General features: G+C 72.3%; 23 protein-coding genes. 10 read left to right on the top strand and 13 right to left on the bottom strand.

The annotated features are described in order from the left end of the window. On the bottom strand, window positions 1-1,035 hold the full coding sequence (locus ACIRQY_RS21125; protein ID WP_403927890.1) for an LLM class flavin-dependent oxidoreductase: 1,035 nt from the start codon (window positions 1,033-1,035) through the stop codon (window positions 1-3). A 198-nt stretch (window positions 1,036-1,233) separates the two neighbouring features. Here ACIRQY_RS21125 and ACIRQY_RS21120 point away from each other — a divergent pair, with 198 nt between their 5' ends. Further along, complete coding sequence (locus tag ACIRQY_RS21120; RefSeq protein WP_351782051.1) at window positions 1,234-1,563, top strand: ATP/GTP-binding protein; 330 nt, start codon at window positions 1,234-1,236, stop codon at window positions 1,561-1,563. A gap of 52 nt (window positions 1,564-1,615) precedes the next feature. Here the strand turns inward: ACIRQY_RS21120 and ACIRQY_RS21115 are convergent, their stop codons facing one another. From ACIRQY_RS21115 to mce, 7 genes are all read right to left on the bottom strand, one after another. Beyond that, the gene (locus tag ACIRQY_RS21115) at window positions 1,616-2,440 is read right to left on the bottom strand and encodes an ABC transporter permease (RefSeq protein WP_403927887.1); all 825 of its coding nucleotides are present in this window, start codon (window positions 2,438-2,440) and stop codon (window positions 1,616-1,618) included. Then, entirely contained in the window at window positions 2,437-3,582 is a 1,146-nt protein-coding gene (locus tag ACIRQY_RS21110) for an ATP-binding cassette domain-containing protein (protein WP_403927885.1), read from the bottom strand. Before ACIRQY_RS21110 ends, ACIRQY_RS21115 begins: the two co-directional genes overlap by 4 nt. A gap of 199 nt (window positions 3,583-3,781) precedes the next feature. After that, window positions 3,782-4,561 carry an ABC transporter permease gene (locus ACIRQY_RS21105; RefSeq protein WP_351782060.1) on the bottom strand — a complete coding sequence of 260 codons (780 nt, stop codon included), beginning with the start codon at window positions 4,559-4,561 and terminating at the stop codon, window positions 3,782-3,784. 3 nt (window positions 4,562-4,564) lie between these two features. Next, window positions 4,565-5,533: an ATP-binding cassette domain-containing protein gene (locus ACIRQY_RS21100; RefSeq protein WP_351782063.1), complete on the bottom strand. Its 969-nt coding sequence runs from the start codon at window positions 5,531-5,533 to the stop codon at window positions 4,565-4,567. Between the two features lie 100 nt (window positions 5,534-5,633). Further along, window positions 5,634-6,569: a cellulose-binding protein gene (locus ACIRQY_RS21095; protein WP_351782066.1), complete on the bottom strand. Its 936-nt coding sequence runs from the start codon at window positions 6,567-6,569 to the stop codon at window positions 5,634-5,636. Window positions 6,570-6,683: 114 nt separating this feature from the next. Beyond that, window positions 6,684-11,108: a polarized growth protein Scy gene (gene scy / locus ACIRQY_RS21090; RefSeq protein WP_403927880.1), complete on the bottom strand. Its 4,425-nt coding sequence runs from the start codon at window positions 11,106-11,108 to the stop codon at window positions 6,684-6,686. A gap of 215 nt (window positions 11,109-11,323) precedes the next feature. Continuing rightward, complete coding sequence (gene mce, locus ACIRQY_RS21085) at window positions 11,324-11,776, bottom strand: methylmalonyl-CoA epimerase (protein ID WP_351782072.1); 453 nt, start codon at window positions 11,774-11,776, stop codon at window positions 11,324-11,326. A gap of 137 nt (window positions 11,777-11,913) precedes the next feature. Between mce and ACIRQY_RS21080 the strand changes: the two genes are divergently transcribed. Together ACIRQY_RS21080 and meaB are read left to right on the top strand one after the other, a co-directional pair. Next, window positions 11,914-13,143, top strand: coding sequence for an acetyl-CoA C-acetyltransferase (locus ACIRQY_RS21080; RefSeq protein WP_403927877.1), 1,230 nt, complete (start codon window positions 11,914-11,916; stop codon window positions 13,141-13,143). A 33-nt stretch (window positions 13,144-13,176) separates the two neighbouring features. Then, on the top strand, window positions 13,177-14,133 hold the full coding sequence (meaB, locus tag ACIRQY_RS21075) for a methylmalonyl Co-A mutase-associated GTPase MeaB (RefSeq protein ID WP_351782078.1): 957 nt from the start codon (window positions 13,177-13,179) through the stop codon (window positions 14,131-14,133). Between the two features lie 249 nt (window positions 14,134-14,382). Here the strand turns inward: meaB and ACIRQY_RS21070 are convergent, their stop codons facing one another. The 4 genes from ACIRQY_RS21070 to ACIRQY_RS21055 all read right to left on the bottom strand — a co-directional run bounded on the left by ACIRQY_RS21070 (window position 14,383) and on the right by ACIRQY_RS21055 (window position 17,013). Continuing rightward, window positions 14,383-14,859 (bottom strand): MarR family transcriptional regulator, encoded by a 477-nt coding sequence (locus ACIRQY_RS21070; RefSeq protein WP_351782081.1) that lies wholly within the window; start codon window positions 14,857-14,859, stop codon window positions 14,383-14,385. 83 nt (window positions 14,860-14,942) lie between these two features. Further along, the gene (locus ACIRQY_RS21065) at window positions 14,943-15,728 is read right to left on the bottom strand and encodes an AIM24 family protein (protein ID WP_351782083.1); all 786 of its coding nucleotides are present in this window, start codon (window positions 15,726-15,728) and stop codon (window positions 14,943-14,945) included. Next, a complete protein-coding gene (locus ACIRQY_RS21060) occupies window positions 15,725-16,375 on the bottom strand; it encodes an AIM24 family protein (RefSeq protein ID WP_351782086.1) in 651 nt (216 codons plus the stop codon). Before ACIRQY_RS21060 ends, ACIRQY_RS21065 begins: the two co-directional genes overlap by 4 nt. After that, window positions 16,375-17,013, bottom strand: coding sequence for an AIM24 family protein (locus ACIRQY_RS21055; protein ID WP_403927873.1), 639 nt, complete (start codon window positions 17,011-17,013; stop codon window positions 16,375-16,377). The genes ACIRQY_RS21060 and ACIRQY_RS21055 overlap by 1 nt, the downstream gene beginning before the upstream one ends. A 111-nt stretch (window positions 17,014-17,124) precedes the next feature. Between ACIRQY_RS21055 and ACIRQY_RS21050 the strand changes: the two genes are divergently transcribed. The 7 genes from ACIRQY_RS21050 (at window position 17,125) to ACIRQY_RS21020 (ending at window position 24,193) form a co-directional block, all read left to right on the top strand. Next, on the top strand, window positions 17,125-17,472 hold the full coding sequence (locus ACIRQY_RS21050; protein ID WP_351782092.1) for a DUF3817 domain-containing protein: 348 nt from the start codon (window positions 17,125-17,127) through the stop codon (window positions 17,470-17,472). Then, window positions 17,469-17,765, top strand: coding sequence for an MTH1187 family thiamine-binding protein (locus tag ACIRQY_RS21045; protein ID WP_351782095.1), 297 nt, complete (start codon window positions 17,469-17,471; stop codon window positions 17,763-17,765). Before ACIRQY_RS21050 ends, ACIRQY_RS21045 begins: the two co-directional genes overlap by 4 nt. 224 nt (window positions 17,766-17,989) lie before the next feature. After that, window positions 17,990-18,754, top strand: a complete 765-nt coding sequence (locus ACIRQY_RS21040; protein WP_403927869.1) for a hypothetical protein — start codon at window positions 17,990-17,992, stop codon at window positions 18,752-18,754. Then, entirely contained in the window at window positions 18,751-19,434 is a 684-nt protein-coding gene (locus ACIRQY_RS21035) for a DUF4166 domain-containing protein (protein ID WP_403927866.1), read from the top strand. The genes ACIRQY_RS21040 and ACIRQY_RS21035 overlap by 4 nt, the downstream gene beginning before the upstream one ends. Window positions 19,435-19,643: 209 nt before the next feature. Then, window positions 19,644-20,315, top strand: a complete 672-nt coding sequence (locus ACIRQY_RS21030; RefSeq protein WP_403928008.1) for a TetR/AcrR family transcriptional regulator — start codon at window positions 19,644-19,646, stop codon at window positions 20,313-20,315. An 89-nt stretch (window positions 20,316-20,404) separates the two neighbouring features. Further along, complete coding sequence (locus tag ACIRQY_RS21025) at window positions 20,405-22,228, top strand: glycosyltransferase family 2 protein (protein WP_403927863.1); 1,824 nt, start codon at window positions 20,405-20,407, stop codon at window positions 22,226-22,228. A gap of 3 nt (window positions 22,229-22,231) precedes the next feature. Continuing rightward, entirely contained in the window at window positions 22,232-24,193 is a 1,962-nt protein-coding gene (locus tag ACIRQY_RS21020; RefSeq protein WP_403927861.1) for a galactose oxidase-like domain-containing protein, read from the top strand. Between the two features lie 51 nt (window positions 24,194-24,244). Here the strand turns inward: ACIRQY_RS21020 and ACIRQY_RS21015 are convergent, their stop codons facing one another. Beyond that, window positions 24,245-25,267, bottom strand: coding sequence for a glycoside hydrolase family 6 protein (locus tag ACIRQY_RS21015; protein WP_403927859.1), 1,023 nt, complete (start codon window positions 25,265-25,267; stop codon window positions 24,245-24,247). Window positions 25,268-25,289 lie beyond the last annotated feature (22 nt).

Genomic DNA, 25,289 nt, shown 5'->3' with positions numbered 1-25,289 from the left:
TCAGACCAGCAGCGGCAGGACCTCCGCGCCCAGCCGCCGCACGTTCTCCTCGGTGGCCGCGAGATCACCCGAACCCTCGGCGAGCAGCGCGAAGCGGGTGATGCCGGTGCGCTCGGCCGTCGCCGCGAGCCGGTCCGCCGCGAGCCGGGGCGTGCCCACCGGGTGGAGCCCGGCCAGCAGCTCCGTGTACGCCACCGGGTCCCGCATCGTGCGGCTCCTGCCGTCCACCGTCACATGCGCGTCGAGGCCCTGCCGCAGCCAGCCCGGCATCGCCTTCACCAGCGCCTCCGCCGCGTCCGCCGTCCGGTCCGCGAGCTGCGCCACCCCCGCCGACACGTGCTCGGCACCGATCCGCGCGGTCTCGTCCGGGTCCCGCCCGGCCTCCCGCGCGCAGCGCGCCCAGGCGGCGACCATCTCGGCCTTCTCCTCGTCGCCGCAGTGCATTCCGAGGAGCATCGGCAGCCCCCGCTCGGCGGCGAGCCGCACGCCCTTCGGTGAGGTGCAGGCCACCACGACCTCCGGCGCGGCCGGGCCGCCGATCAGCTCGTCGGGGCGGGGCACGACCGGGACCTCCCGGAAGGAGAACCGCTCGCCCGAGGCGCCGACCCGCGGTTCGGTCAGCCAGCGCAGCAGCAGGTCGAGCGACTCGGGGAAGTCCCGCTCGTAGGCGCCGAGGCCGGTGCCGAACACCTCCAGGTCCACCCAGGGCCCGCCCCGGCCGACCCCCAGGGTGAACCTGCCGCCCGAGGTGAGGTGCAGCAGCGCGGCCTGCTCGCCCAGGGCGACCGGGTGCACGGCGGGCAGGACGCTCACCGCCGTGCCCACCCGCAGCCGCCGGGTGCGGCCGAGGAGCAGCGCGGCCAGCGTCACCGCCGAGGGACAGACCCCGTACGGCACGAAGTGGTGCTCGGCCAGCCAGACCGAGTCCAGGCCCGCCTCCTCGGCGACCTCGGCGGTCCGCACCGCCCGGTGCAGCGCCTCCCCCTGTCCCTGGCCCGGGAACTGGGCGGCCAGAACGAACGTACCCACGCGCATCGCTTGCTGCCTCCTTGCGGCCTGCCCGTTTCCCCCCTCGTACGGGCATCAACGTCTGACACGTGCCAAAGGCAACGGCCGTTCATGAAGTTCTTGCGATTTTCGGCTAAGCCGGTTCGGTGGGGGCCCGGGGCACCGGGTCGCGGCCCGTAGGCTGGAGGGAACGGTCCGTGTTCCCATACCCCGTGAGGTGTGCCCGTGTCCCCGCGCCACAACCGCTCCCGAGGCGGCGAGAAGCCCGAGCAGCAGCCGGGCGACCACGGCGACCGGTACGGCGGCGCGCAGCGCACCGAGAGCTGGCAGGGCGAGGAGTGGTACGTCCGCCTCGTCGCCGGGGCCAGCTCACCCGGCAAGCGCTACCGCTGCCCCGGCTGCGACCAGGAGATCCCGGCCGGTGCCCCGCACGTGGTCGCCTGGCCGGAGTACGGGGGAGTGGACGACCGGCGGCACTGGCACAAGGCCTGCTGGAACGCGAAGGACCGCCGCACCACCAAGGTGCAGCGGTCCCGCAACGCTCCCAGGCACTGAGGCCCGGGCACTGCGACCCGGGAACGCTCCCGGGCACCGAGGCCCGGGCCCGTCACACGTCCCGGCTGTTCAGCAGCGCGTACGCGCCCCCCAGGACCACGGCCGTCAGCCCGGCCAGGATGCCCAGCGACTCCCAGCCCGCCGGACCGCTGTCGCCGAACGGCGGCTTCGTGGAGTACAGCGCGATCATCTGCGAGGGGATCGCGTAGGTGAACAGCCACTCCTGCACGGAGCGCAGCGCCTCGGAGAACATGAACAGCGCCGCCACCAGCGGAAGCAGCAGCAGACCGATCATCACCGTGATCGCGCCGGCCGAGTGCCGGATCAGCGTGCCGAACGCCAGCGACAGCAGACCGAGGACGGCCAGATAGGCGCCCGCGCCCACCGTCGCCCGCAGCCACTCGCCCGCCGCCGGGGCCGCCGCCGTGTCCACCATGGCCACCTGCGCCGCCGCCACCAGGGAGGCGGTCACGGTGGTCACCGTGAAGACCAGCAGGAAGAACACGGTCGCCTTCGCCGTGAGCACCCGCCCCCGGCTCGGGCAGGCCGTCAGGGTCGTACGGATCATGCCGGTGCCGTACTCGGACGCCACCGTCAGCACGCCCAGCGTGATCACACAGATCGACGCGGGCAGCATCCCGAAGAACCCGAAGGCCAGCGCCGACTCCTCGCCCATCGGAGCCTCCGAGGACGAGGCGATCGCCGCCACCCCCAGACCGATGCCGACCATCAGCAGGATCATGACCCCGAGGGTCCACAGCGTCGACCGCACCGAGCGGATCTTCGTCCACTCGGAGGCGAGGGCGTCACCGAGGTGCGCCCGGCGCACCGGGATCGGGGAGACGTAGGCGTACGGCTGCGGGGCGGGGGCGGTCATCGGGCGTCCTTGGGGGTGTCGCCCGGCTGCGGGCTGCTCGGCTGCGGGGAGGCGTACGGGCCCGGGGCGGCCGGCTGACCGGGGCTCCCGGCGTACGGGTTCTGTCCGGGCGGCGGCGGGGCGTACCAGCCCTGCTGCGGCACTTCGCCGGCCACCTGCTGGGGCGGCGTCCCGTACCCCGGCTGACCCGGCTGGAGCGGCGCCTGGAGGTGCGCGAGCCGGTCGTCGGTGGAGCGGTAGTCCACGGCGCCCTGCGTCATCCGCATGTAGGCCTCCTCGAGGGACGCCTGGTGCGGGGAGAGCTCCCACAGCCGCACGTCCGCGCCGTGCGCCAGGTCGCTGATCCGCGGCAGCGGCAGCCCGGTCACCCGCAGCGCGCCGTCCGGCTCGGACAGCACCTGCCCGCCGGCCCCCGTCAGCGCCCCCGTCAGCTTCTCCCGCGCGGCCGCGTCCGTCTCCGGGGTGCGGACCCGGGCGAAGTCGGCCGAGTTCGCCGAGATGAAGTCCGTGACGCTCATGTCCGCGAGCAGCTGCCCCCGGCCGATCACGATCAGATGGTCGGCGGTGAGCGCCATCTCGCTCATCAGGTGGCTGGAGACGAAGACCGTCCGGCCCTCGGCGGCCAGCTTCTTCATCAGGTTGCGGACCCAGAGGATGCCCTCCGGGTCCAGGCCGTTGACCGGCTCGTCGAAGAGCAGCACCTGCGGGTCGCCCAGGAGCGCCGCCGCGATGCCGAGCCGCTGGCCCATGCCCAGGGAGAAGCCGTTGGAGCGCCGCTTGGCCACGTCCTGGAGGCCGACGACCCCGAGGACCTCGTCGACGCGCCGCGCGGGGATGCCCGCGAGCTGCGCCAGCGACAGCAGGTGGCTCCGCGCGCTCCGCCCGCCGTGCACGGCCTTGGCGTCAAGGAGCGCGCCGACCTGCCGGGGAGCGTTCGGCAGCTGCCGGAAGGGGTGGCCACCGATGGTGACCTGCCCCGAGGTCGGCCGGTCGAGCCCCAGGATCATGCGCATCGTCGTCGACTTCCCGGAACCGTTCGGCCCCAGGAAGCCGGTCACGACACCGGGCCTCACCTGGAAGGAAAGGTTGTACACGGCCGTCTTGGCGCCATAGCGCTTCGTCAGGCCGACTGCCTCGATCATTCTCCAGCCCCATCGACAGGTCGGTCACATCCATGTCGGGGCGTGGCGGCCGTAGGCCGGAGCCCCCCGTATGAGCTAGGAGCTTATCCAGCCGTTGACGGTTCCGGCCAAGTGGAGACGGCCTCCGGGCGGTCTCCCCGGGAACGTTCGGGGTTTTCCCCCAGGGGTCGGCCCCCTGGGGGTCAGGGGCGCCGGACGGTCAGGCGTCCCGGTTGCGCAGCACCAGACAGCCGCCGAGGAGCGCGGCCAGCACCCAGAGCACCATGATCCCGAGCCCGCCCCACGGCCCGTAGGGGGTCCCCTGCGCGTTCATCGCGTCCGGTACCACCTGCATGATCTTCTTTCCGGCCTGGTCCGGGAAGAAGCGGGCCACCTCTTTGGCCTTCGGCACCGCCGTCAGGATGTTCGAGATCAGCAGGAGGAACGGGACCAGGATGCCGAGGGAGAGCATCGAGGACCGCAGCATCGCGGTCACCCCCATCGAGAACAGCGCGATCAGGGCCATGTAGAGCCCCGCGCCGAACACCGCCCGCAGCACGTTGTCGTCACCGATCGACGCCCGGTGCACGCCGAGCAGCGCCTGCCCGAGGAAGAACGCGAGGAAACTCGTCGCGAGGCCCACCAGGAGCGCGAGGACGCCCGCCACCGCCACCTTCGAAAGGAGGAACGTCGTCCGCTGCGGCACGGCCGCGAGCGAGGTGCGGATCATGCCCGAGGAATACTCGCTGCCCACCACCAGGACGCCGAAGACCACCATCGCCAGCTGCCCCAGGACCATCCCCGAGAAACTGACCACCGTCGGGTCGAAGGTGAGCCGCTCCGCCTCGCCGAGCTGGTCGAAGGTCGAGTTCACCAGGGCGCTCAGCCCCGCGCCCATCGCCACCGTGACGACGAGGGCGCTCGCCAGCGTCCACACGGTCGAGGACACCGTCCGGATCTTGGTCCACTCCGACCGCAGGACCGCGGATGCCGCTGCCATCGTTCAGGCCCCCTCGGAGGTCGTGCCCCACCGGGGGCCCGGCGCCGGAGCGCCGCCGTGTACGTCGGTGCCGTGCGCGTGGTACTCCACCGCTCCGGCCGTCATCTGCATGAACGCTTCTTCGAGCGAGGCGCGCTGGGAACTCAGCTCGTGCAGCACCAGACCGTGCGCCGCCGCCAGCTCGCCCAGCTCCTCGGTCGTCGCCCCGTCCACCTCCAGGGTCCCGTTGCCCGCCTCGACCGCGAGGAAGCCCGCCGTGTGCAGCACGTCCCTCAGCCGCTCCCGCTGCGGCGACCGCAGCCGCGTATAACTCCGGGAATTCTCCTGGATGAAATCCGCCATCGACGTGTCGGCCAGCAGTTTTCCCTGCCCGATGACGATCAGATGATCTGCCGTCAACGCCATTTCGCTCATCAGATGACTGGAAACGAAGATCGTCCGGCCCTCCGCCGCGAGCGCCTTCATCAGATTGCGGATCCAGTGAATTCCCTCGGGGTCCAGACCATTGACGGGCTCGTCGAACATCAGGATCTCGGGATCACCGAGCAGCGCCGACGCGATGCCCAGCCGCTGCCCCATGCCGAGGGAGAACCCCTTCGACTTCTTCCCCGCGACCGCCGCCAGCCCCACCAGATCGAGCACCTCGCCCACCCGGCGCTCCGGGATGCGGTTCGACTGCGCCAGACACAGCAGGTTGTTGTACGCCGAACGCCCGCCGTTCATCGCCTTCGCGTCCAGCAGCGCCCCGATGTACTTCAGGGGCTCCGCGAGCTCCCGGTAGTGCTTCCCGTCGATCCGGACCGACCCGCTCGTCGGGTTGTCCAGATCCAGCATCATCCGCATCGTCGTCGACTTGCCCGCCCCGTTCGGCCCGAGGAAGCCGGTCACCACACCGGGACGCACCCGGAAGGAGAGATGGTCGACCGCGATCTTCGCCCCGTAGCGCTTGGTCAAACCCTCAAGCTCGATCATGCGTACCAACCTAAGGGTGCGCGAAACCCCCCGCCACCGGAATGACGAGGGGTTTTCGTGACGCTCTCGAACCGTCTCCGCGACGGTGCCGGCGACGGTGTCAGCGGGACTGCTGGGCCGGGACACCGGCCGCGCGCTCGTCGTCGATCGGCGAACCGGCCGCCGCGACCGCGGCACCGGTCAGCGTCGCCAGCATCTCGCGGACGTTGGTCAGCTGCGCGTTGATCGAGTCCCGGCGGTTCGTCAGGGCCGCGAGCTCACGCTCCGATTCGCTGCGGATGCGGTCGGCCTTGGCGTTCGCGTCGGCCACGATGTCCTCGGCCTGACGCTGCGCCGTCTCCACCGTCTGACGGGCCCGGCGCTCCGCGTCGGTCCGCAGCTTCTCGGCCTCCAGGCGGAGCTGCTCGGCACGGTGCTCGATCTCCGCCAGCCGCTTCTCGGCCTTCGCCTGACGCGAGGCCAGGTCGCGCTCCGACTGCTCCCGGCGCTTCGCCAGGTTGGTCTCGAAGTCCGCGGCGGCCTGGGCGGCCTTGGCGCGGGTCTCCTCGAAGAGGGCGTCCGCCTCCTCGCGCTTCGACTGCGCGTCCTTCTGCGCCTCGGCGCGCATGGTGTTGGCCTCACCCTGCGCCTTCTCGACGATCCGGACGCCCTCGTCCTCGGACTTCGCCTTGCGGTCCGCCGCGAACGACTCCGCGTCGTTGCGCACCTGCTGGGCCGCCGACTCGGCCAGCTCGCGGTGCTGTTCGGCGGCGCGACGGGCCTCCTCACGCAGGTCCTTCGCCTCCTCCTCGGCGAGCCGGAGGATCTTCTCGACCCGGGCGCCGAGCCCCGCGTACGACGGCTCGGCGTCGGAGACCTGGGCCTGCGCGTTCTGCGTCTCGAGGTGGAGCTCCTCGATCCGCTTCTCCAGGGAGGTGATGCGGGACAAGGCGCCGTCACGGTCGGACACGAGCTTGGTAATGCGGTCGTCCACCTGACCGCGGTCGTAACCGCGCCGCACGAGCTCGAAGCCGAAGGGGGAGGATGTGTCGCTCATGGGTTTCCTGTCGAATGAGACCGGTGAGGTGTTAGAGGGAATCCTAGGGGCCGAAGCGGCGTGTCATCGAGCGTATGCCCGTTTGATCTGGAGAATGTCCAGCCTTTTGAGTGGCTACCCGTCCTGGGACTTGCCACTCGAACGGGTGGAACCCGCGGAAGCACCCGCCTTGGCCCCCATCCCGCCCGCCGACTTCGCCCCGCCCGCCGGCGTCTCGAAAGACTCCAACGCCTCCAACACGTCCTGGACACGGGAGATCTCGGTATTGATGTCCTTGCGCCGCCGCACCAGGGCCTCCAGTTCGCGTCGGCCCTCGGCGACCGTCGCCTCCGCCTCGGCCCGCGCCTCGGCCAGGATCCGCTCGGCCTCCGCCTTGAGGCCCTCGCCCTCCGCGATGAGCGAGGCCTTCTTCTGCGCGGCCTCCTTGAGGAGCCCGTCGGCCTTCCGCACGGCCGCGATCCGGACCGTGCTCGCCTCCGAACTCGCCTCGGAGGCAAGCTCCTTGGCCTTCTCCTCCGCCTCGGCGCGCTGCTCGGTCGCGGCCTTGACCAGCTTGTCGACCCGCTCGCCCGCCGTCCGCATCTGCTCGGAGCTCTCCCGGCGGGCCCGCTCGTGCAGCTCCTCGATCTCGCCCTCGATCCGGCTCCGCAGCTCCTCGGCCCGGTCCCTTATGGCGGTCGCGTCGCCGCGCGCCCCGACGAGCAGCTCGTCGGCGTCCGTACGGGCCTTCTCCACCAGCGAGTTGCCGTCGACGGTCGCCTCGGCCACGATCCGCTCGGCCTCCTTGCGGGCCGCGCCGACCATCGTGTCCGCCTGCGTCTCGGCCTCGGTGGTGGCGCGCAGCGCCTCCTCCTGGGCCTTGGCGACGAGCTGGTCCGCCTGTCCGGCCGCGTCCGAACGCTTCCGGGCACCCGCCTCCCGCGCGTCGTCGAGCGTCCGGTCCGCCTCCTCGCGGGCCTCCGAGCGCATCTGCTCGGCCGCCGCCCCGGCGTCCTCCCGCACCCGCTCCGCCTCGGTGCGCAGCCGCTCGGCCTCCTGCCGGGCGGCGCCCACGGTGGTCTCGGCCTCGGCACGGGCGTCCGCCGTGACGGCGTCGGAGAGCTCGCCCGCCTCGCGGGTGATCCGCTCCGCCTCGGAGTTCGCCTCGGTGACGAGGGCGTCGGCCTGTTCGGCGGCGTCGGAGCGTCGCTTGTCGGCGGCGGCGCGCGCCTCGTCGAGCACCTGCTCGCCGTCCGCGAGGGCCGCGTTCCGCAGGGCCTGCGCGTGCGCCTCGCCGTCGATCTTGACCTGTTCGGCTTCGGTGCGGAGCCGGTGGGCGTCCTGTTCGGTGGTCTCCATGAGTTCGAGCGCTTCGGTGGTGAGCCGTTCGGCCTCGGAGTTCGCCTCGGCGACGAGGGCGTCGGCCTGTTCGGCGGCGTCGGAGCGTCGCTTGTCGGCGGCGGCGCGCGCCTCGTCGAGGACCCGCTCGCCGTCCGCCACCGCCGCCGCCCGCAGCGCCTCGGCGTGCGCCTCGCCGTCGGCCTTGACCTGTTCGGCTTCGGTGCGGAGCCGGTGGGCGTCCTGTTCGGTGGTCTCCATGAGTTCGAGGGCTTCGGTGGTGAGCCGTTCGGCCTCGGTGGTGGCTTCGGTGGTGAGCCGTTCGGCTTCGGTGGTGGCTTCGGTGATGAGGGCGTCGGCCTGTTCGGCGGCGTCGGAGCGTCGCTTGTCGGCGGCGGCGCGCGCCTCGTCGAGCACCTGCTCGGCCTCGGCGGCGATCCGCTCCGCCTCCGCACGGGCCTCGCCGACGGCCGAATCGGCGCGCTCGGCGGCCTCCGAACGGATCCGGTTGGCGTCCTCCCGGGCGTCCGCCCGCGTCCGCGCCGCGTCCTGCTCGGCCGAGGCCAGCGAGTCCGTGACCTCGGTCCGCACCCGCTGCGCGTACTCGGCGGTGTCCGAACGCAGCTTCTCCGCCTCGGTGATCGCGTCCGCGACGGTCCGCTCGGCCAGCGCCTTCGCGGCCTCGCTCTCCTCCTGGGCGCGCTCCCGGGTGCGGGTCGCGTCCTCGGCGGCCCGCTCCCGCTCCTCGTAGGCGTCGGCGCGGACCCGGTCCGCCTCCTCCTGCGCCTCGGTCCGCGTCCGCTCCGCCGCGTGCTCGGCGGCGCTGCGCAGTCCGGCGATCTCCTCCTCGGCCTGCTCGCGCAGACCGGCCACCGAGTCCCGTACCTCCTGGGCGGTCTGCTCGGCGGCGGCGACCATCTCGGTCGCCCGCGCGTCCGCCTCCTCGACCAGGCGCTGGGCCTCGGCCTGGGCGTCCTCGACCCGCTTGCGGGCCGCGGCCAGCAGTTCCTCGGACCGCTCGCGGGCGTTCTCGCGCTCCCGGCCGGCCTCGGCACGGGCCGACTCCAGCGTCTCCTCGGCCTCCCGGCGGCGCCGGACGGCCTCCTCCTGCGCGGCGGCCAGCGCCTCCGCCGCCTCGGCGGCGACCCGCTCGGCGGCGGCGGCGGCCTCGGCCCTGACCCGGTCGGCGCTCTCCTGGGCCTCCGACCGCAGCCGCTCCGACTCCACGGTGGCCTCGGCGCGCAGCCGTACGGCGGCGGTCTCGGCCTCCGTACGGGTGGTGGCGGCGTCCTGGGTGGCCTCGGTGCGCAGCCGCTCGGCCTCCTGACCCGCCTGCTCCTGGAGGGTGCGGACCCGCTCGGCGGATTCGGTGCGCAGCCGCTCGGTCTCCTCGGCGGCCTCGCGGCGGATCAGTTCGCCCTCGGTGCGGGCGTCGGTGAGTTCCTCGGCGGCCGAGGCGAGCTTGGCCTCGGCGTCGGCGTGCAGCCGGGCCAGTTCGTCGGCGGCCTCCGCGCGGCGGGCCTCGGCGGCCCGCTCGGCGTCGGCGCGCAGTCCGGCGGCGGTCTCCTCCGCCGTGGTCCGTACGGAATCGGCCTGTTCCTCGGCGTCGGCGCGCAGCCGGTCGGCCTCGGCGCGGGTGCGCTCCAGGGTCTCCTCGGCCTGGGCGCGCAGGGCGCGGGCCCGCTCGGCGGCCTCGGACCTGACCCGTTCGCTCTCGGCACCGGCGTTGGTCCGCAGCTCGTCGGAGTCCGTACGGGCCGTGGCGAGCAGTTCCTCGGCGCTCCGGGCGGCCTCCTCGATCTGCTGGACGGCCTCGCGGCGGGCCTCGCCCCGGATGCGCTCGCCCTCGGCGACGGCCTCGGCGCGCAGCTGCTCGGCCTCGCCGCGCAGCCGCCGGGCCTCCTCCTGGAGCTCGACCGTCTTGGCCCGGTACTCCTTGGTGTCGTCCTTCGCCGAGCCGAGGAGATCGTCGGCCTGTTCCTCGGCGCGGTCGCGGAGCCGGTCGCTCTCGGCCTCGGCCTCGCGGCGGATGCGCTCGGCCTCCTCGGAGGCCTTGCGGGTGGTCTCGCGGGCCTCGTCGGAGGCCTTGGTGAGGATCTCCTCGGCGCTGCGGGCGGCCTTGGCGAGGGCGGCGGCGGAGTCCTCGGCGGCGGCGGTGCGGGCCTTCTCGGCTGTCTCGGCGACGAGCTTCTCCGCCTCGGCGGTGGCCTCGCGGAGCTTCTCGTCGGCCTCGGCCTTGAGCGCCTCGGCGTCCTTGGTGGCCTCGCCGACGAGCCGGGCGATCTCGGCCTTCGCGGTCCGGGTGCGCTGCTCGTTGACCGACTCGGCGGTGGCGAGCTGCCGGGCGGCGGCCTCCTTGGCCTCGGTGAGGGACCTCTCGGCCTCCGCGGTGGCGAGCCGCAGCTTCTCCTCGGCCTCCTGGATGCGCTGCTCGGCGGCGCGGGAGAGTTCGGTGGCCTGGCGGCGGGCCTGGTCGGTCTCGGCGGTGGCGGCGGAGCGGAGCTGCTCGGCGTGGCCGGTGGCCTCCTGGGCCTGGCTGGTGGCGGCGCCGACGAGCCGTTCGGCGTCCTTGCGGGCGCGCAGCAGAATCGCTTCGGCCTCGGCGCGGGCCGCTTCGGCCTCGGCGGCGGCCCGCCGGTTGGTCTCCTCGGTGAGGCGGGTGGTCTCGGCGCGGGCGGCGCCGAGCGACTGCTCGGCCTCGGCGCGGGACTCCTCCATGAGGCGGCGGGCCTGGGCCTCGGTGCGGGCGCGGAGCTGCTCGGCCCAGGCGACGTTCTCGTTGACGTGCGCCTCGACGGTCTGGCGGCGCTCGTTGAGTTCCTGGTCGAGCTGCTGGCGGCGCTGGACGGCCTCGGTGTGCAGTTCGGCCTGGAGCCTGGCCTGGTGCTCGGCGTGCTCCTGGAGGATGCGCTGGGTCTGGGCGCGGGCGTCGCGCAGTTCGCGCTCGGCGTCCTGGCGCAGCTGCTCGGCCTGGGCCTGGGCGTTCCGCAGCATCTGCTCGGTCTGGTAGCCGATGTCGGCGCTGTCGTACGCGGGCCTGGACGCGATGGTGCGGCGCGCCTCGTGGAGCTTGGCGCGCAAGACCTCGACCTGGTATCCGAGGTCCTCGGCGTGCTGGACGGCCTTCTCGCGCTCGGTCTTCAGCCGGTCCATCTCGGCTTCGAACCTGGCGAGATGGTCGTCTTCAGCTCGGTGGCTCTCCTGGCGTTCGTAGCCCCGCACTGCGCGGTCCCATCCTTCCCCGAGCTCTTCGAGCAGGGGAGACCCCAACCCTGGTCGCAACACTCCTGTGAGCCCGGTCCTCACGGCCGAGGACGGGCCCCCGGGGAATCGTGGCAGATCGGACGAGCCCGACATCCCGACTTCGATGCCGCGCGAGCGGCCCCGACCGGCCCCGGCCCGGAGCCGCCCACTCTACCGGGCCAGGAATCCGGAGGTCAGTGCTCCGCTGACGAGGGGTCGGCGGCGGGCCCGGCGGAGGTGACCAGTTCGGTGAGGACGCCGTGGCAGTCCTTGGGGTGGAGGAAGGTGATCCGGGAGCCCATGGAGCCCCTGCGCGGCTCGTCGTAGAGGACGCGGACGCCCTTGCCGCGCACGGCTTCGGCGTCCGCGTCGACGTCCTCGGTGCCGAAGGCGATGTGGTGGACGCCCTCGCCGTTCTTGGCGAGCCACTTGCCCACGGCGGAGTCCTCCCTGGTCGGTTCCAGGAGCTGGAGGTAGGAGGCGCCGCCGTCGGAGGTCCCGTTGATCCTGAGCATGGCCTCGCGGACGCCCTGCTCCTCGTTGACCTCGGAGTGGTAGACCTCGAAACCGTAGGTGGCACGGTAGAACTCGACGGTCCTGTCCAGGTCGAAACAGGCGATCCCGATGTGGTCGATACGCGTCAGCATGGGTCCAGTGCAACGCCGGAGGAGTGGTTACGCAACGTGCGCGCCGTCACACCGTCCGGCCGGTGACCGGGTGCGGCGGCCCTCAGTACATTGGCGGTAAACCCTCGTTCACTTCTCATCCCTAGGGGCCGTGCCTCATGTCTGGAACGACCGGTACCACCTCAGTGATCGTCGCGGGCGCCCGTACGCCCATGGGTCGCCTCCTCGGCTCGCTCGCTTCCTTCTCGGGGGCCGAGCTCGGCGCCTTCGCGATCAAGGCCGCCCTGGACCGGGCCGGCATCGGCGGCGACCAGGTGCAGTACGTGATCATGGGCCAGGTGCTCCAGGCGGGTGCCGGGCAGATCCCCGCCCGTCAGGCCGCCGTCAAGGCGGGCATCCCCATGAGCGTCCCCGCGCTCACCATCAACAAGGTGTGCCTGTCGGGTCTCGACGCCATCGCGCTCGCCGACCAGCTGATCCGCGCCGGTGAGTTCGACATCGTGGTGGCGGGCGGCCAGGAGTCCATGACGAACGCCCCGCACCTGCTGCCGAAGTCCCGCGAGGGCTTCAAGTACGGGGCGGTGCAGATGCTGGACTCCATGGCGTACGACGGCCTCACCGACTCCTACGAGGGCATCGCCATGGGCGAGTCCACGGAGAAGCACAACGCCCGCCTCGGCATCGGCCGCCCCGAGCAGGACGAGATCGCCGCGCTGTCGCACCAGCGCGCGGCGGCCGCCCAGAAGAACGGTGTCTTCGAGGCGGAGATCACCCCGGTCGAGATCCCGCAGCGCAAGGGCGAGCCGGTCGTCTTCGCCAAGGACGAGGGCATCCGCGCGGAGACCACCGTCGAGTCCCTGGGCAAGCTCCGCCCGGCCTTCGCGAAGGACGGCACGATCACTGCGGGGACCTCCTCGCAGATCTCCGACGGCGCCGCCGCCGTGGTCGTGATGAGCAGGGCCAAGGCGGAGGAGCTGGGCCTGGAGTGGATCGCAGAGATCGGCGCCCACGGCAATGTGGCGGGCCCGGACAACTCCCTCCAGTCGCAGCCGTCGAACGCGATCCTGCACGCCCTGAAGAAGGAGGGGCTGACCGTCGGGGACCTCGATCTGATCGAGATCAACGAGGCCTTCGCCGCGGTCGCCGTGCAGTCAATGAAGGACCTCGGCGTTACCCCCGAGAAGGTGAACGTCAACGGCGGCGCCATTGCCCTGGGCCACCCCATCGGCATGTCGGGTGCCCGGGTGGTGCTGCACCTGGCCCTCGAACTGAAGCGGCGCGGCGGCGGTGTCGGCGCGGCGGCCCTCTGCGGCGGCGGCGGACAGGGCGACGCGCTGATCGTCCGCGTCCCCGGGAACTCCCGGGCCTCCGGCGTCTCCGGCAAGTAAGTCACTCCCGCACGTCGGCAAGGAGCTCTGCACATGGTGGACGTCCCCGCTCTGGTCGCCCAGGCACGGGAGGGCAGGCCGAGGGCCGTGGCCCGGCTCATCTCGCTGGTGGAGGGGGCGTCCCCGCAACTGCGCGAGGTGATGGCGGCGCTGGCCCCGCTCACCGGCGGCGCGTACGTGGTGGGTCTGACGGGCTCGCCCGGCGTCGGCAAGTCGACGTCGACGTCCGCGCTGGTCTCCGCGTACCGGCGGGAGGGCAGGCGGGTCGGTGTGCTCGCCGTCGACCCGTCCTCGCCGTTCAGCGGGGGAGCGCTGCTCGGCGACCGGGTGCGGATGTCGGAGCACGCCTCCGACCCGGGCGTCTACATCCGGTCCATGGCGACCCGCGGCCACCTCGGCGGGCTCGCCTGGTCGGCCCCGCAGGCCATCCGCGTCCTGGACGCGGCGGGCTGCGAGGTGATCCTGGTGGAGACGGTCGGAGTCGGTCAGTCGGAGGTGGAGATCGCCTCCCAGGCGGACACCTCGGTCGTCCTGCTCGCCCCGGGCATGGGCGACGGCATCCAGGCCGCGAAGGCGGGCATCCTGGAGATCGGCGACGTGTACGTGGTGAACAAGGCCGACCGGGACGGCGCGGACGCCACCGCGCGCGAGCTGAACCACATGCTGGGCCTCGGCGAGGCGCGGGCGCCGGGCGACTGGCGTCCGCCGATCGTGAAGACGGTCGCGGCGCGCGGCGAGGGCATCGGCGAGGTCGTCGAGGCGCTGGAGAAGCACCGCGCCTGGATGGAGGAGCACGGGGTCCTCGCGGAGCGGCGCAGGACCCGCGCGGCGCGCGAGGTGGAGACCATCGCGGTCACGGCGCTGCGCGAGCGGATCGGTGATCTGCACGGCGACCGGCGTCTGGACGCGCTGGCGGAGCGGATCGTGGCGGGCGCCCTGGACCCCTACGCGGCCTCGGACGAACTGATCACGAGCCTGACGGGCGGCTGAGACCGGGCGGACGCGGGGCTGAGACCGGGCCGGACGGGGTGGATCGGCCCGGTCCGGTGACGGTCGCCGTCCCGTCCTGGCGGTCCGGTCCGGTCCGGCCCGGCCCGGTTCGGTCCGAGGCCGGTCGTCGCCTGGTCCGGCGGGCGGCTGGGACCGGCTCCGGCCTGTGGACCGACCACCGGCCCCGGTGCGGGGGACCTCCCCGGTCGCCCGGGGGCGGCCCCGCTCCCGGGCGGCCCCCGGTGGGCGTTACGGCTTGCCGCGCCGTCCGCGCAGCTGTTCGGCGACCGGCTTCAGCGAGGTGTGGAGGTCGCTCAGGGCCTCCGGGCCGATCTGGTCGACGAAGTGCCTGCGCACCGACTCGACGTGGTGCGGGGCGACCTTCTGCATGGTCTCCATGCCCGCGTCGGTGAGGACGGCGTAGAGCCCGCGCCGGTCGGACTCGCAGTTCTCGCGCCGGACGAGCCCGGCGTTCTCCATACGGGTGATCTGGTGCGAGAGCCGGCTCTTGGACTGGAGCGTGGCGGTCGCCAGGTCGCTCATGCGCAGGCGCCGGTCGGCGGACTCCGAGAGGTTCACGAGGATCTCGTAGTCGTTCATCGTCAGTCCGAAGGGCTGGAGGTCCCGCTCCAGCTGGTACGTCAGCATTCTCTGGACGTCCAGGAATGTGCGCCACGCACACTGCTCGGCGTCGGTGAGCCACGGGGTGGCGGTCTCGGTCTCCATGATTCGATTCTACCTAAGAAGTTGAAATCTTGACGAAGTCTGGGAGCGCGCGTTCGAGGGCGTCACACTCCGCAGACTACCGCTCACAGGCCGAAGCGACGCTGGAGGTCTCCGAGCTGGCCGGGAAGACGTGGTGTCGAACCCGCCGCGCCCTGGCCGGAACCGTGCGGCGCGTGGCCGCCCGGGACGCCCGGCTGGGAGGGCGGCGCCCCCGCCGAGCGCTCCGGCATCAGCAGCTCCGTCGACTGGAGCAGCACCGTGCCCGCCCCCACGAACTCGAACTGGTGCTCCTCGCCGGAGGTCCCGCCGATGCCCGTCAGCGCCCGCACCCCGCCCATCACACCCGTCATGTACCCGTGGTCGTAGTGGTGGCAGGGCGAGGGGCAGTCCGCCCAGCCCACCAGCGCCTGCGGGTCCACCCGCATCGGCGGCTCCATGAAGACCACCGGACCGTTCGACGCCGCCACGAACTTCCCCGTGCCGATCAGCGTCACGAACCCCGGCACGATCGACTGCTTCAGCGCCAGCGTCGGCTGGTACGCCAGCAGGTTGCCCGAACGGATCGTCAGGTTGCCCTCGTCCAGGTCGTACGAGTTCACGTCGAACGCCCGGTCGGCGAGCAGCATCTTCCCGCTGCCCTCGGCCACCACCCAGTCGCTCGCGTGCAGCGGCGAGTGGAACGCGGTCCGCACGAGCCGGTCGAGCCGCCCGTGCCCGACGCCGTTGAACTCGATCCGCCCGTAGTAGGCGATCATCTTGCCCTTCTGCAGGAACCAGGGCGATCCCTTGAGCTCCACGCAGAAGGTGTACGGGTTCACGTTGTCGTCCGACGGCAGGGTCGTCGGGTCGTGGATCACCGGAGTGCTCACAGCTTCTCCTCCGAAGCCTGGACGTAGACCGCGCCGCTGCCGCTCAGCTCCAGCTGGAAGGCCTCGCCCGAGCCGCGCCCCACCATGTCGCGCCAGCCGAGCGCGGTGGACAGCTTGTTCCGCACGTCGCCGTGGTGGGCCACGTACGCCTGCGGGTCCACGTGCACCGGACGGCCCGGCGCGATCGGCAGTTCGACCACCCCGCCGTGCGCCATGACCGCCACCGAGCCGTGGCCCTTCAGGGTGGTGGTGAAGAGGCCCTGACCGCTGACCTGGCCGCGGACCATGCCCATCACCCCGCCCTGCGAGCCCAGGAACATCGTGCCCTGCTCCAGGGTGCCGTCGAAGGCGAGCAGCCGGTCCGCCTCCACGTACAGGGTGTCGCCGGTCAGCGCGATCACCTGGACGTGGTGGCCGCCGTGCCCGAACATCACCGTGCCGCTGCCCTCGACGGTCATCAGCGGTGTCGCCTCGCCCGCCACCCGGCGGCCGATCATCGACATCAGCCCGCCCTGACCGCCCGCCGTGTTCGGCGTGAAAGTGACGTCACCGCGGTACGCGAGCATCGCGCCACGCTGGCTGAACATCCGGTGCCCGGGGAGGACGGTCGCCTCCACGACCTTCGCGTTGAGCTCACGGAACGGCATCAGACGTCACCCCCGACCGTGTTCCGCTCGCTCGGCTGGACGTACACCAGGCCGTCCCCCTCGAAGCGGATCTGGAACGCCTCGCCGCCGCCCTCGCCGAGGAACGTGCGGAACGTCACCCCGGACTGGAAGTGCTGCTGGAGGTCGCCCTGGTGCGCGATGTACGCCCCCGGGTCCACCTGGAGCGGGTACCGCGGGGTCACCCGCAGCACCACCGCCGGGCCGTCGGACACGATCGCGGCCTGGCCCGTGCCTTCGACGGTCGTGGTGAACAGACCGTTCCCCGTGGCCCCGCCGCGCAGCCCGGTGAAGGTGGTGCCGGTGCGCAGCCCCGCGTCGGCGCAGAGCAGATTGCTCGCCTCCACCCACAGTCTGTCGCCGTGCAGGGAGACGAGGTTGATCTCGGAGGCCCGGTCGGCGAACCAGCAGGTCCCCTGGCCGCGCACCTCCATCACCTCCATCTGTTCGCCGGTGAGCCGACGGGTCACCATGCCCCGCAGGCCCTCACCGCCGCCGCTCATCTTCTTGAACGCCATCTGGCCGTCGTAGGCGACCATCGAGCCGTTCTTCGCCTTGACGGAGTCGCCTGTCATGGTGACGGCGAGCACTTTGCTGCCCTGGAGCCGGAACGTTGCCACGGGCCGAAGGTACTGGGGACCCGGCTAAAGGGACAGCAAAGTCGCCGTGCACAATGGACGGGCCCGCCCTTGTGCATCCGTTCACAAGATCGAACGAAGGTGACCCCCTCCGTGGACATCAAGACCGCTTCCTCCCTCCACCGGCTCCGGCTCGTCTCCGCCCCTGAGGCCGTGTCGTTCCTGCTGCTGCTCGTCTGCTCCGTGCTGAAGCGGACCACGGACTTCAACGCGGTGCCGGTCATGGGAGCGATCCACGGCATCCTCTTCGTCCTGTACGTGCTCTTCTGGCTGGACGCCTGGAACCGCACCAAGTGGAGCTTCGGGACCGCCGCGCTCTACTTCGTCCTCTCGGTGCTGCCGCTGGGCGGCTTCTACGCCGACCGCAAGCTGAAGCGCGAGGCGCAGGACGCGGTCGTCGCCTCCCGCGCGCGGGCCGAGGCCCAGGACGTGAAGGCGTGATCGTCGCCTTCTCGGTGACCCCGCTGGGCGTCGGGGAGGAGGTCGGCGAGTACGTCGCCGACGCCGTCCGGGTCGTCCGCGAATCGGGGCTCCCGAACCGCACCGACGCGATGTTCACCTCGATCGAGGGCGAATGGGACGAGGTGATGGACGTGGTGAAGCGCGCCGTCGCCGCCGTGGAGGCACGCGCCCCGCGGGTCTCCGTCGTCCTCAAGGCGGACATCAGGCCCGGCGTGTCCGACGGGCTCACCGCCAAGGTGGAGACCGTCGAGCGACATCTCGCCGAGGGCTGACCGGCTCACACGGCCTGTACGTGCACATCCGGCGGCGGCCGTCCTCTGTCTTCCCCCGTTCTTCCGAGGGTGTACGTGAAGCCCCCGGCCCCTGGAACTCGCTGTTCCAGGGGCCGGGGGCTTCTTCGTGGCCGAGGGTTGAGCACTTGCTCAAAATCGGCTACCTTCGGCCGTGGGTGGTTTTGAGCGAGTGCTCAAAAGCCTGCGAGGGCAGGGGGAACGTCATGGGTCTCTATGTCGAGACGCGGATCCGCACGGATCTGGAGACGCTCTGGGACCACACCAGGAAGCCCGGTCGTCAGCAGCGGTGGGACCTGAGGTTCACCGAGATCTCGCCGCTGTCCGGGACCGGGGACGGGCCCGAGCGCTTCCGGTACGCGACCCGCGTCCTGCCCTTCCTGGTCGTCGCCGGCACCGGTGTCTCCGCGGGGGAGCGCCACCGGGCCGGCGGCGACCGGGTCTCCGCCCTCCGCTTCTCCTCGCCCGACCCGCTCTCGCTCCTCGCCGAGGGCAGCGGCTACTGGCGGTTCGTCCCCACCGAGGACGGCGTCCGCTTCCTCACCGGCTACGACTACCGCCCCCGCTGGGGCCGCTTCGGCCGGATCGTCGACCGGCTGCTCCTGCGGCCCCTCATGGGCTGGGCCACCGCCTGGTCGTTCGACCGGCTGCGGCTCTGGTGCGAACGGGGCATCACCCCCGCCCGCTCCCGCGACCGCTGGCTCCTCGAACTCGCCGCCCGCGTCCTGCTGGTGGCCGCGCCGCTCACCGCCACCGCCCTGCCGCCGGGCCTCCCGCCGCTCCTCGCGGTGCCGCTCACCGTCCTCGGGCTCGCCGCCGCCGTCCTCGTACCCCCGTCGTCCCGCGCACCGGCGGCCCGGCGGTGTCTGCGCACCCCGCCCGCCACCGCCCGGGAGCCCCGGCTCCTCGCCACCCTGGCCCCGCCCGGCGCGGAGGACCACCGCCCCACCGCCCCCGAGGACCGGTCGTGACCTCGATCTTCCGCACCGCCATGGGCGACGCCGCCTTCGAGCGGCTCCACCCCGAGCTGCGGCGCCGCTTCTCCGTGGGGCTCGCGAGCGGTGAACTCTGCGTCGGGCGCGGCACCATGGACCGGGTCTGGCACGGGCGGGCCGTCGTGAAGCCCTTCCTCGCGCTCGGCGGGCGGCGGAACATCCTGCTGCCCCGCACCGGCCGGGACGTCCCCTTCACCATCGAGAACGTGCCGTACCTCGACTCCTTCGGGCGGGAGACCGTCACCTTCGTACGGACCTTCGCCCTGCCCGGCGGGCCCCGGCGCTTCGACGCCACGATGGTCCACAGTCCCGAGCGCGACTGCGTCCTCGACTACCTCGGCACCCATCAGCACCTCGCCAGCGAACTGCGCCTGTCCGCCGAGCCGGACGGCTCCCTCCTCATCCGCTCCGGGGAACACCGGTTCCGTGAGGGCCCGGTGGACGTACGGGTGCCGGAACTGGTCGGCGGGCGGGCCGAGGTGCGGGAGTCCTTCGACGAGCGCACCGGCCGCTTCCGCATCCGGGTGCGGGTGGTCAACCGGTACGTCGGGCCGCTCTTCGGGTACGAGGGGTCCTTCACCGCCGAGTACACCGACGTACGCTCCCACGGGGTGCGCGAGGAGCTGCGCCCGGTGCGCGAGGAGGTACGGGCGTGAGCGGCGGGGCGGACGAGGCCATGGGGGCCGACGGGGGGACGGGCCCGAGGGTGGACCCGGGGGTGGACCCCGAGGCGGGTGTGAACAGCGGGTCGGACGGGACGGAAGCGCAGGCCGGTACGGTCACGGCTGGTGCGGCTGGTGCCCATGGCGACACTGGTGTCACCGGCTCGCCCGGTGCCGCCGGTGTCGCCCGTGACGGGCGGGCCGTGCGGGGCAAGGCCGTCAAGGGGCAGGACGCGCGGACCCTGGAGACCCGGGAGAAGCTCCTCGAAGGCGCCCTGCGGACCCTCGTCGAGCAGGGCATCGCCAAGGCCTCCGCCCGTACCATCGCCGCCACCGCAGGCGTCAACCAGGCCCTGGTCTTCTACCACTTCGGCTCCGTCGACGACCTGCTCGCCGCCGCCTGCCGGCACGGCGCCGAGACGCGGGTCGCCCGCCACCGCGACCGGCTGCGCGCGGTCGGCAGCCTCTCCGAGCTGCTCGCCTTCGGGCGCGAGCTGCACGCGGAGGAGCGGGAGGCCGGTCACGTCGCCTTCCTGGGGCAGCTGCTCGCCGGGGCGCAGACCCATCCCCGGCTGGTGCCCGCCACCGCCGCCGGTCTCGACCTGTGGATCGCCGAGATCGAGCGGGTCCTGGTCCGGGTGCTCGCCGGGACCCCGTTCGCGGAGTTCACCGACGCCGCCGGGCTCTCCCGGGCGGTCGCCGCCTCCTTCGTCGGACTCGAACTGTACGAGGGCGTGGACCCGGCCGGGGCGGAGGCGGCCTTCACCGCCCTCGAACAGCTCGGCGCCCTGATGGCGGCCGTCGAGGAGCTGAATCCCGTCGCCCGGAAGGCCGTCGCGTACACCCTGCGGAGGCAGAGCGCCCGGACCCGCTGACGCCCCCACTCGGACGACTCCAGTCGACACGCCGAACGTTTGCCCTTTTTGTTGGGTTATCGGCATGTTCGACGACAGCTGGAGGCACCGTGCGGCCGGGAGGCTACGACTACGACACCTACAGCCGGCTCGCGGGTCCCCTCACGGAGCCGGACGCGGCGGCCTATCGGGTGCAGTACCGAAGTCTGCTCGCGAAGGAGCCGCGCCGAATACGAGCGGTCCTCCTGATGGGCCTCGCGCCGGTCCTCTCGGCGCTGCTCCTGGCCTATCTGGTCTGGCCCAGCCACTGGACCGTCCGCGAGGGCGGCGCCGCCTGGCTCGTCCACCTCGACACCGTGATGCTCGTGTCGATCGGCCTCATCTGCTTCTTCATGCTGGTGAACGTCACGTCGATCGCCCACGCCACCCTGGTCGCCCGCGACCCGGTCCCGGTGCACCCCGAGAAGGGGACCCGGGTCGCCTTCCTCACCACCTACGTCCCCGGCAAGGAACCCCTCACCATGGTCCGGGGCACCCTGGAGGGCGCCACCCGGCTGCGGCACGAGGGGCACCTCGGCGTCTGGCTCCTCGACGAGGGCGACTCCGCCGAGGCCAAGGCCCTCTGCGCCGAACTCGGCGTCCACCACTTCTCCCGCGCGGGCGTCCCCGAGTGGAACCGGAAGAAGGGCCCGCACAAGGCGCGGACCAAGCACGGCAACTACAACGCCTGGCTCGCCCGGCACGGCGACGACTACGACTACTTCGCCTCCGTCGACACCGACCACGTCCCGCACCCCGCCTTCCTGGAGCGGATGCTCGGCTACTTCCGGGACCCCGACATCGCGTTCGTCGTCGGACCGCAGGTGTACGGCAACTACACCGACACCGTCACCAAGGCGGCCGAGTCCCAGCAGTTCCTCTTCCACGCCCTCATCCAGCGGGCCGGGAACCGCTACCGCGCGCCCATGTTCGTCGGCACCAACAACGTCGTCCGGATCTCCGCCCTCAAGCAGATAGGCGGCCTGTACGACTCGATCACCGAGGACATGGCCACCGGCTTCGAACTGCACCGCAGGAAGAACCCGCGCACCGGCCGCTTCTGGCGCTCCGTCTACACCCCCGACGTCCTCGCCGTCGGCGAGGGCCCGGCCTCCTGGACCGACTTCTTCACCCAGCAGCTCCGCTGGTCCCGGGGCACGTACGAGACGATCGTCAAGCAGTACTGGAAGGCACCCTTCCGGACCCCGCCGGGCCGCCTCCTCAACTACACCCTGATGCTCGTCTACTACCCGATGACGGCCGTCAACTGGCTCCTGGGCGTCCTCAGCTGCGTCCTCTACCTCTGGTTCGGCGCCTCCGGCACCCAGGTCTCCACCTCCGTGTGGCTGATGATCTACAGCGATGCCGTCGCCCTCCAGATCGGCCTCTACCTGTGGAACCGGCGGCACAACGTCTCGCCCCATGAGCCCGAGGGCTCCGGCGGCCTCGCGGGCATGGCGATGTCCGCGCTCTCCGCCCCCGTCTACCTGACGTCCCTCGGCTCGGCCCTGCTCCGCACCCGGGGCCGCTTCGTCGTCACCCCCAAGGGCGGCCAGACCAGCCCCGACCGGCTGCGCACCTTCCGCATCCACCTCTTCTGGGCGGTGGTCCTCGTCGCCTCGCTCGCCGCCTCCGTCCGCTTCGGGCACACCCACGCGGCCATGCGCACCTGGGCCTGCCTCGCCCTCGTCGTCGCCCTGGCCCCCGTCACCCTGTGGGCGTTCACCCTCCTGCGGGACCGCCGGGCCCTGCGCGTCCGCGCCGACGCCCGCGTCCGGCTCCGGGCCCGCCTCCGGCGCCCCGCCGACCTCCGCGAGGGGGTCGAGGTCCGTGCGGCGGCCGCCGTCACCCCCGCCCCCGTCACCCCCGCCCCCACGACGACCGGAGGGAACTGAGCCATGGCCTACCGGCCGTCGAAGAAGTTCAAGAAGACCCTGGTCGGCAGTTGCGCGGTGGTCGTCCTGGCCGCGCTCAACGCTCCCGCCGCCGTCTCCTTCGCCTCCGAGCGCTACCACGCGTACAAGATCGCCCAGCCCGGCTACCAGCGCCAGTACGGCTCCTGGGCCGAGGTCGAGGTGCCCGCCGGGTTCCGCATCAACGCCATCCACGCGGCCCTGCTCCACACCGGCAAGGTGCTGCTGATCGCGGGCTCCGGCAACAACCAGAAGAACTTCGACGCCGGGACCTTCGAGACGATCCTCTGGGACCCGGTGAAGAACACCTTCAAGAAGATCCCCACCCCCGTGGACTTCTTCTGCTCCGGCCACACCCAGCTCCCCGACGGACGGCTGCTGGTCGCCGGGGGCACCGCCCGCTACGAGGTCCTCGACGGCGGGGTCAAGAAGGCCGGCGGCGGGATGCGGGTCAAGAACGAGAACCCCGACAAGGCCGTCACCCTCAAGAAGGGCACCGTCTTCCGCTCCCCGTCCGGGGTCGAGTACGTCTCCAAGTTCGACGTCACCGTCCCCAAGGCCAAGAGCGAGTTCGAGATCTCGTACTTCAAGAGCGGCCGGATGAAGCCCTGGGAGACCAAGATCACCGCCGCCGAGGCCCGGGTCTTCGTCGAGGCCCGCAAGGAGGGACCCGGAGCCCTCACCACCGAGGCCGCCCAGTACGAGGTCGTCGGCCTCAAGGGCCGGGACGCCGACGACGTCTACGGCCTCGCCCAGAAGCTCACCACCGAGAAACAGGACTTCCAGGGCATCAAGGCGGCCTACGAGTTCGACCCCAGGGCCGAGAAGTACATCCCCGTCGCCCCCATGAAGGACGCCCGTTGGTACCCCACCCTCGTCGGCCTCAAGGACGGCAAGGTCCTCGCCGTCTCCGGACTCAACGACGTCGGCGACGTCGTCCCCGGCGACAACGAGATCTACGACCCCACCACCAAGAAGTGGTCCAAGGGACCCTTCCGGTACTTCCCCACCTACCCCTCCCTCTTCCTCACCAAGGGCGGCAAGCTCCTCTACACCGGCTCCAACGCCGGATACGGCCCCGCCGGGAAGGGCCGCGAACCGGGCCTGTGGGACCTGGAGAAGAACTCCTTCACCAAGCTCGGCGGACTCAGCGACCCCGACCAGTTGGAGACCTCCGCCTCCCTGCTGCTCCCGCCCGCCCAGCACCAGAAGGTGATGGTCCTCGGCGGCGGCGGGGTCGGCGAGTCGCCCAGGTCCACCGCCCGCACCTCCGTCGTCGACCTCTCCAAGGACAGCCCCGTCTTCACCGACGGCCCCTCCCTGCCCCAGGGCACCCGCTACCTCAGCAGCGTCCTCATGCCCGACGACACCGTCTTCACCAGCGGCGGCTCGGAGGAGTACCGGGGCCGCAGCGGCAGCGACATCCTCAAGGCCCAGTTCTACGACCCGAGGACCAACGCCTTCACCGAGGCCGCCGAACCCACCGTGGGCCGCAACTACCACTCCGAGGCGCTGCTGCTGCCCGACGGCCGGGTCGCCACCTTCGGCTCCGACCCCCTCTTCGACGACAAGGACAACACCAGGCTCGGCACCTTCGAGCAGCGCATCGAGGTCTTCACCCCGCCGTTCCTGCACCGGGCGGGCGCCAACCGCCCCGTCCTCGGCGAGGGCCCCAGGGAACTCGACCAGAACGGGCGCGCCACCTTCAAGACCAGGGACGGCGGACGCATCACCAAAGCCCGCCTCATGCGCCCCAGCGCCGTCACCCACACCACCGACGTCGAACAGCGCTCCATCGAGCTGGGCCTGGTCAAGGGCCGCGACGGGACCACCGTCACCGTCGACGTACCGGACGACCGCACCCTCGTGCCCCCCGGCTGGTACATGCTCTTCGTCACCGACACCGACGGCATCCCCTCCGAGGCGAGGTGGATCCAGGTGAGCTGACGCCCAGGGAGGACACGCCCGGGGCCCGCCCGGCCACGCGCCGGACAGGCTCTAGGACTTCGCCCGGCGCGCCAGGCCCAGGGCGTACTCCGGCCACCAGGTCCCGGCCGACGGGCCGCCCCGGCACTGCCCGTCCGAGTCACCCGGACGCTTGATCCACAGATAGGCGTCGACCAGCTCGTCCCCGGTCCGGTCCGTCGGCGGCACACCGAGGGACCGGCCCGGCGGATTGCACCAGGCGTCCGCCCGGTCGCCCGGGAGGGGGCCGTCGCCGTTCCGGCTGGTGTCCACGGTGAAGCGGGTGCCGCCCAGCAGTCCCGAGAGCCTCGCCCCGAAGGCCCGCACCACGTCGTTCGTCTGGAAGTTGGAGACGTTCAGGGAGAAGCCGTCCGCACGGGCCACCCCCGCCCGGCGCAAGGGCTCCACCAGCTTCCCCGGATCGTCGATCCACGCCGGATTGCCCGCGTCCAGATAGACCCGGGTGCGCGGCTGCCGCTTCAGCCGCTCGACCGCCTCCGCGAGCAGCGAGTACCGCTCGTCGTGGTACTGCCCCGGCGTGCAGCCGTCCACCACGTGCGGCACCGCGTCCGGTTCGAGGACCACGATCGCCGAGGAGCCGCCGAGCGCCGAGGCGAAGGAGTCGACCCACCCCCGGTACGCCGCCGCGTCGTGCGCCCCGCCCGCCGAGTACATGCCGCAGTCGCGGTGCGGGATGTTGTACGCCACGAACACGGCCGTACGGTTCTGGGCCGCCGCGCCCCGCACCGCCCGGGTGATCTCCGGCACGGGATCGGCGCCCGAGGGCCAGTCCGCGACCGGCCGGTCCGCGATCCGCTTCAGGACCCGGGCGTCCTCCGCCCTGCCCTGCGCCTCGTACCGGCGCATCTGCCGGACCGCGTCGCTCTCCGGGTCCACCCAGAACGGCGACCCGCCCGCCGGGGCCACCGCCTCCCCGCGCGCGGACGGCGGGCCGACCGGCCCCTTCGGTGGCGCGTCCGCGCCACAACCGGTCAGGAGCAGCGCGGAGACGACAGCCAGGGCGACGGCGGTGACGGTGACGGTACGGCGGGACATCCGGCCCCCAGGGACGGGTTCG

The organism is Streptomyces sp. NPDC101490, from assembly GCF_044767145.1.
Classification (GTDB): Bacteria; Actinomycetota; Actinomycetes; order Streptomycetales; family Streptomycetaceae; genus Streptomyces.
The sequence above is the reverse complement of the archived record's forward strand: the minus strand, read 5'-3'. Positions and strand labels throughout refer to the sequence as shown.